The 6,000-nt window shown below is 58.2% G+C and carries 6 protein-coding genes; 4 read left to right on the plus strand and 2 right to left on the minus strand.

Going from position 1 to position 6,000, the window contains the following annotated elements; all coding sequences use genetic code 11:
- The first annotated feature begins 67 nt into the window (after positions 1-67).
- The 4 genes from mce (at position 68) to dsbD (ending at position 4,677) form a co-directional block, all read left to right on the plus strand.
- Positions 68-478: a methylmalonyl-CoA epimerase gene (gene mce / locus JNM42_RS09685; RefSeq protein ID WP_294268742.1), complete on the plus strand. Its 411-nt coding sequence runs from the start codon at positions 68-70 to the stop codon at positions 476-478.
- Positions 479-762: 284 nt separating this feature from the next.
- The gene (locus JNM42_RS09690) at positions 763-2,364 is read left to right on the plus strand and encodes a hypothetical protein (protein WP_294268745.1); all 1,602 of its coding nucleotides are present in this window, start codon (positions 763-765) and stop codon (positions 2,362-2,364) included.
- 208 nt (positions 2,365-2,572) lie between these two features.
- Entirely contained in the window at positions 2,573-2,920 is a 348-nt protein-coding gene (cutA, locus tag JNM42_RS09695; RefSeq protein WP_294268747.1) for a divalent-cation tolerance protein CutA, read from the plus strand.
- Entirely contained in the window at positions 2,917-4,677 is a 1,761-nt protein-coding gene (dsbD, locus tag JNM42_RS09700; protein WP_294268749.1) for a protein-disulfide reductase DsbD, read from the plus strand. Before cutA ends, dsbD begins: the two co-directional genes overlap by 4 nt.
- Before the next feature lie 20 nt (positions 4,678-4,697).
- Here dsbD and JNM42_RS09705 read toward each other — a convergent pair whose 3' ends face one another.
- Complete coding sequence (locus JNM42_RS09705) at positions 4,698-4,958, minus strand: TIGR02647 family protein (protein ID WP_294268751.1); 261 nt, start codon at positions 4,956-4,958, stop codon at positions 4,698-4,700.
- Positions 4,959-5,022: 64 nt separating this feature from the next.
- A partial coding sequence (locus JNM42_RS09710; protein ID WP_294268753.1) for a protein adenylyltransferase SelO family protein occupies positions 5,023-6,000 on the minus strand: 978 nt, incomplete at its 5' end.

Here is a 6,000-nt window from a genome sequence, read left to right on the forward strand (position 1 = left end):
GACACTCAACAACAGATTTTTATTGGATAATTCTCCCTTGTCTCACCCACATTAAAAGGAAAACACCATGAACCTGTCGCACATTGAACATATCGGTATCGCCGTCAAAAGCCTGGACGAAGCCATCCCGTTCTGGGAAAAACAGCTTGGCCTGAAGTGCTATTCCATTGAAGAAGTCAAGGAACAAAAGGTCAGGACCGCCTTTTTCAAAATCGGACAATCCAAGATTGAATTGCTGGAGTCGACGGACCCGGAAGGCCCTATCGGAAAATTCATCGAGAAGAAAGGCGAAGGCATTCAACATCTGGCCTTTGCCGTCGAGGGGCTTCAAGACAGGCTGACTGAACTGGCTGGGAATGGCGTGCAATTGATCGACAAAGCCCCACGCAAGGGTGCAGAAGGTCTGAATATTGCATTCCTGCATCCAAAATCAACCCACGGCATATTGCTTGAGCTGTGTGAAGATCCCAAGAAGTAATTTTCTGATGGAAATCAAGTCGTAACATCAGGCTTGAACCTCCCCTCGCCCTCAGGGAGAGGGGTCGGGGGGCGAGATTGGGAATTCGCGGAGCATGTTCCGTGCCGATTGAGCGTTTCGGCTACCAAGCCGGAATGTGCCCTGCGAGGGTTGGCAACGGGAAGGCCGGCAACTTTCATAATGTGGGGTGGCGCCAGACCTATGCCGGTGCGGCAGCAGCCTGATTCCGGGCCTATGGAAAGCCGCCCGATCCGGGTGGCTTCAACCCTTGAGGGGGATCGTCGATGACCTGGTTCTCTTTGCCGTTAACGCAAGCGGATAACAAAGCGGCATTCTTCGATTCCGATAGTGCGGCCTTGTGGCTTGCCGGGCAACCGCAAGCCAACGCTCCGGCCATGCTGGCTGAGCTGGTTGTGCAGATTCAGGCTTTTAACTGCTTTGTCGCGGCCCCACGCGTTCGCTTCAAAACCCTGGAGGCGTTGCGCAAGACCATCTTTGCCGTTAGCGGCGAATGCCAGCGGCGCTACGAATACAAGCCGCTGCCGCTTCAGCCTGCCGAACAGGCGGCGCTGGACTTGGCTCTCCAGCTCTGGCGCGCCTGTGCGGTGTCTTACCTGCATTGTCTGAGCGCCTGCCTTGATGGCGATGCCTCAATCGCACCTTACAGAGTGTTGGTGGCTCACCGCGTGCTGTCCTGTCTGCGCATGGAGCAGATGAACTGCTACCTTGCAGGCACCGAACTTGCCGAGGGTTTCTGGTGCTACCTGCATGCCGTATTGGCTTCAGCCGAACAGTTCGGTGTTGCTCGCGAGCCAGTTGAGGACCGCCTGCTGGGTGAAACCAGCGAATCAACGCTTAGCGGTCAATACTGCATGGTTCTGCTGCTGCATCTAGCGCGTCCTTTTACGCTCTCGCGTGCCCAGTTTGCCGCCGTCACCCGCTGGTTCGCACGCTGGCGTGAGCAGGCTGCGGTACTAAGCGAACCGGATGAGCGCCCAAAATCCCGCTGCATTGCACTTGATCTGTCGCAGGATCAGCCGCTGCATGACAACCTTGGTATGGCCAGAGTCGGATGCTGGCTTTCGGTCAATGGCGTTTTGCGCAAGATGCGTGAGCGAGTCGAACTGCTGGCTGCGGGCGAATCACCAGAAAGTCTCAAGCTGGGTAGCGGCCTTTCGAGCGAGGCGTGCATTGAGCTGCTGAACACACTTTCCGAATATCTGAAGTATCCGAAAATAACCACTGCGAATATTCCAGGTGATACTCCATCGATTGCTGTTGCTGCCGGGCTGGAGACTGTTTATCGATTTCTGGGCGGGACGAGGCTGAAAGAAGCTGTTGCACCCAATTCGTCTTTTGCCAGTCGTCTTAGCCACGAGCAGATTGCCTTGTTCGGCCATGTCGCGCGCGATACGTGGGAAAGCAGTGAGAAGCTGGCCGAGCAGTGGCAGCTCGCGAGGCTCAAACCGGGCAAATTGGAGCTCATACGGGCTGCCGGAAGCGGCAATGTTCGCCTTGTACTCAGATCTCTGCTGGCCATTCAGTTGTCTCAGAACGAACACCGTTCATTGGCTTTGGTCAGCAGCCTGCATGTGCGTTGTGACGGCAGCCTGTGCGTTACCGCAAGTCTGTTTCCAGGTACGCCTGAGCCATTGCTTGCCGAATTGCGAGAGAAGCCCGTGGGCAAAGTTTCCCGTCATCCGGCTTTCATTTTGACGCAGGACAATGGCGACAGTAGCGTGTTACTGCCAGTTGGTCTCCAGGCGCGCGCCCTGTCGATCCGTTTCCATGAGGGGCGGGATCAGTCCCCCCTTGGACTTCGTCTTCTAAGCCTCATCGAGCGAGGCGGCGATAACGAGCGCTGGTCGATAGCTGTCGACGGGTAGCGACACAGTATGCGGGCTAGTGAGGCAACAATCCTGACCTTCGTTGCAAAGCCGCAAGAACGCAAAGCAAACGCAAGTAATGGTGCAGAGAAAACGAGTGGCTTCCCCTTGTGTCGGTTGGGGTTCAAATACTTTTCCATGGTTCGTTCTCTGACCGTATTCCTTTTTGGCTGTGTGCCCGATTCGGGGTGAGGGTAAAATCCACAGCATGAACATGCTATTAGTGCTGACCAACCTGCCGGATAGGGCGACTGCCGAAGCACTCGCTACCGTCCTTGTCGAGGACAGGCTTGCCGCCTGCGTCAATATCCTTCAGCCCTGCCGCTCGGTCTATCGCTGGCAGGGCGCAGTTGAAACGGCCGAAGAAGTTCCGCTGCTCATCAAGACGAGCGAGGCGCGTTATGCGGCGCTGGAGAACGCGATTCGCGTTCGGCATCCGTACGAAACGCCGGAAATTATCGCTGTACCAGTTGCGCTAGGTCTGCCCGATTACCTGGCCTGGGTAATGACAGAAACGTGGGCCGAAACCCTGACTGAGCATTGGCCTTCGCCATGATGCGTCGGCTATTCTGTGGCTTGCCCTTCATCCTGCTGCTTCTTTGCGCTTTGGCGAACGCCGAGGATTTCCTGCATCCTTCGCTCGCTTTCAAGCCCACTGCGCGTGCCCTGGATGGGCAGACGATCGAGGTGCGCTTCGAGATCGCCAAGGGCTATTACCTGTATCGCGACAAGTTTCGCTTCGCCGCCGAGCCGCCATCTGTGCAACTCGGAACACCCGTCCTGCCCAATGGCAAGGAGAAGATGGACGAGACCTTCGGCAAGGTCGAGGTCTATTACAAGGAGGTCGTGCTTCGCCTGCCGGTCGAACGCAACAGCTCCGGCCCGCTACCGCTGACGCTGAACATCACTTCGCAAGGCTGTGCCGATGCGGGTATCTGCTATCCGCCACAAAAGCAAACGCTCAGCCTTGAGTTGCCTGACCCCGGCACTGTCCCGGCCAGCGCACCCACTGCTGACGAATCCAACCGCATCACGCAATTATTGAAAAGCGCCGAGCTGTGGCTGATTGTGCTGAGTTTCTTCGGTTTCGGCCTGCTGCTCTCGCTGACCCCCTGTGTCTTCCCGATGATTCCGATACTCTCCGGTATCATTGTCGGCTCCAGCCGTGACGGTCACGGCGTATCGCACGTTCGCGGTTTTGCCCTCTCGCTGGCCTACGTTCTAGGCATGGCGATCACTTACGCGGCGGCTGGCGTCGCCGCCGGCTTCAGCGGAACGCTGCTCGCCACCTCACTGCAAAATCCCTGGGTACTCGGCGGATTCGCAATGATCTTTGTTGTGCTCTCGCTGTCGATGTTCGGTTTCTACGAATTGCAGTTGCCGACCTTCCTGCAAAGCAAGGTATCGGAAGAAGCCTCTCATATCAAGGGCGGCTCGCTATCCGGCGTTGCCGTCATGGGCGCGCTGTCGGCCATCATCGTCGGCCCCTGTGTCGCTGCCCCGCTGGCCGGATCATTGCTTTATATCGGTCAGACCGGCGACGCGCTGCTCGGCGGCATTGCGCTCTTCTGCATGGCCTTGGGCATGGGTATGCCGCTGCTCGCCGTCGGTCTCTCGGCGGGAACACTGCTGCCAAAATCCGGGCCGTGGATGGAAGCGGTTAAGAAGGCTTTCGGCGTCATCCTGCTGGCTACTGCCGTGTGGATGGTCTCGCCGGTCATCCCGCTCGCTGTCCAGATGGTGGCGTGGGCGCTGTTGCTGATCGTTCCGGCCATCTACATGCACGCGCTCGACCCGCTACCTGCGCATGCCAAAGGGTGGAACCGGTTCTGGAAGGGTATCGGCATGGTCATGCTGATCGCCGGTGCGGCGATGCTGGTCGGCGCGCTCTCCGGTGCAAAGGATCCCTTGCAGCCGCTTTCCGGCTTGCGCGGTGGTAATCATGTAGGTGAAAAACTAGGCTTGCCTTTTGCAAACATCCGTTCGATCAGCGAACTCGATGCCCGCCTCAAGACATCCGGCCAGCCCGTCATGCTCGACTTCTACGCCGACTGGTGCGTGTCATGCAAGGAAATGGAGCGTTTTACCTTCGCTGATTCCCATGTGCAAAAGAAGCTGGCCGACTGGATTGTGCTGCGGGCCGACGTTACCGCCAATACGGACGAGGACAAGGCGCTTCTGACGCGCTTCAAGCTCTACGGCCCACCCGGCATCATCTTTTTCGACCGGCAAGGAAAGGAAGTCGATGGCATTCGCGTGATCGGTTTCCAGAACGCCGAGGAGTTTATGGCTACGCTCGCTCGCCTGCCCTGAACGCCTGACCCGCCCAAAGGCTAAGGTGCGGAAACGCTAGCGGCAATCCCCGTTGTCAGGATACCGAGCATCGTCTGCGCATGCTCAGCCGCTTCCCGCCCGAGACGGGTCAGGTAACCCCCGTCAGCCTGAGTGATCAAGCCCTTGGCGTGTAAGCGCTGAACTGCTGAAATCACCTGCGCATCGGCCGTTTTGTGCACCTTGATTCCCTGCTGGCCGGTTTCCAGATCAAAACGGATCAGGGTATTGAGTTCATGAACCAGATCGGAGGTGTAGGGCATGGTCACTCCTTAGTGCGGAAAGCCCCATTCTACGCGCTTCTGCAAGCGAATCTTAAGCGCATTGTTACGAGCTGCACGAGAGCATCGAGCAACCGGCCTTGTGACGCGCCCACTCGGGACGTCTGGCGGCGAAGGCCTCTCTTCCCGCTTGTTCGGTGTAGGGATTGCGCAGAACGTCGAGCAAATCGTGGATCATTCCCGGGTCGCCCTGTTCAGCCCGATCAATCGCCTGCTGGGCCAGATAATTGCGCAGCACATAGCGCGGATTGACGGCGTTCATGCGTGCCATTCTTGTTTCAGCACGCTCATCATCGGAGCGAACCCGGCTGGCCCACCGTGCCAGCCAGGCCGAAAATTCGCTCGCATGCTCAGTCAACAGTTCGGCGCGATAAAAGGCGTCGTGCAGATGGCCAAGCGCAGGTGCTTCAACGTCAACCAGGGCCAGGTTGCGGAAGAACCAGGTCATATCGACCTCGGCCCGGTGCATCAGGGAAAAAACGTCCTCGATCAGTTCGGCATCTTCCTCGCGCCACGCCGTAAAACCGAACTTGGCGGCAAAGGATCGCTGGAATCCCTCTGCATACATCTCGTCATAGCGCTCCAGTCCGAGCGCCATTGCGCTCGGTTCCGGCGCGATGACGGCCAGTGCATCGGCCAGCCGTTCGAGGTTCCAGCGCGCGATCTCGGGTTGCCGGCCGAAGCAGTAGCGGCGGCCGGCCGCATCGGTAGTGTTGGGTGTCCACGCAGGGTCGAAATCGTCGACCCAGCCGTAGGGTCCATAGTCGATGGTCAGCCCTAGAATCGACATGTTGTCGGTGTTCATCACCCCATGCACAAAGCCTACCCGCATCCACTGCACCATGAGGCGTGCAGTGCGCTCGCAAATCTCGACGAACCAGCGCAGCAGCCGTTCTGCAGGCTCCGCCGCCAGTTCCGGAAAATCGCGCGCGATGGTGAAGTCGAGAAGCTGGCGCAGCAACGCCTCGTCGCCGCGCGAGGCCGGCAGCTCGAAATGCCCGAAGCGGATGAATGAAGGCGCAAC

Origin of the sequence: Propionivibrio sp. (assembly GCF_016790145.1) — a bacterium.
GTDB lineage: Bacteria > Pseudomonadota > Gammaproteobacteria > Burkholderiales > Rhodocyclaceae > Propionivibrio.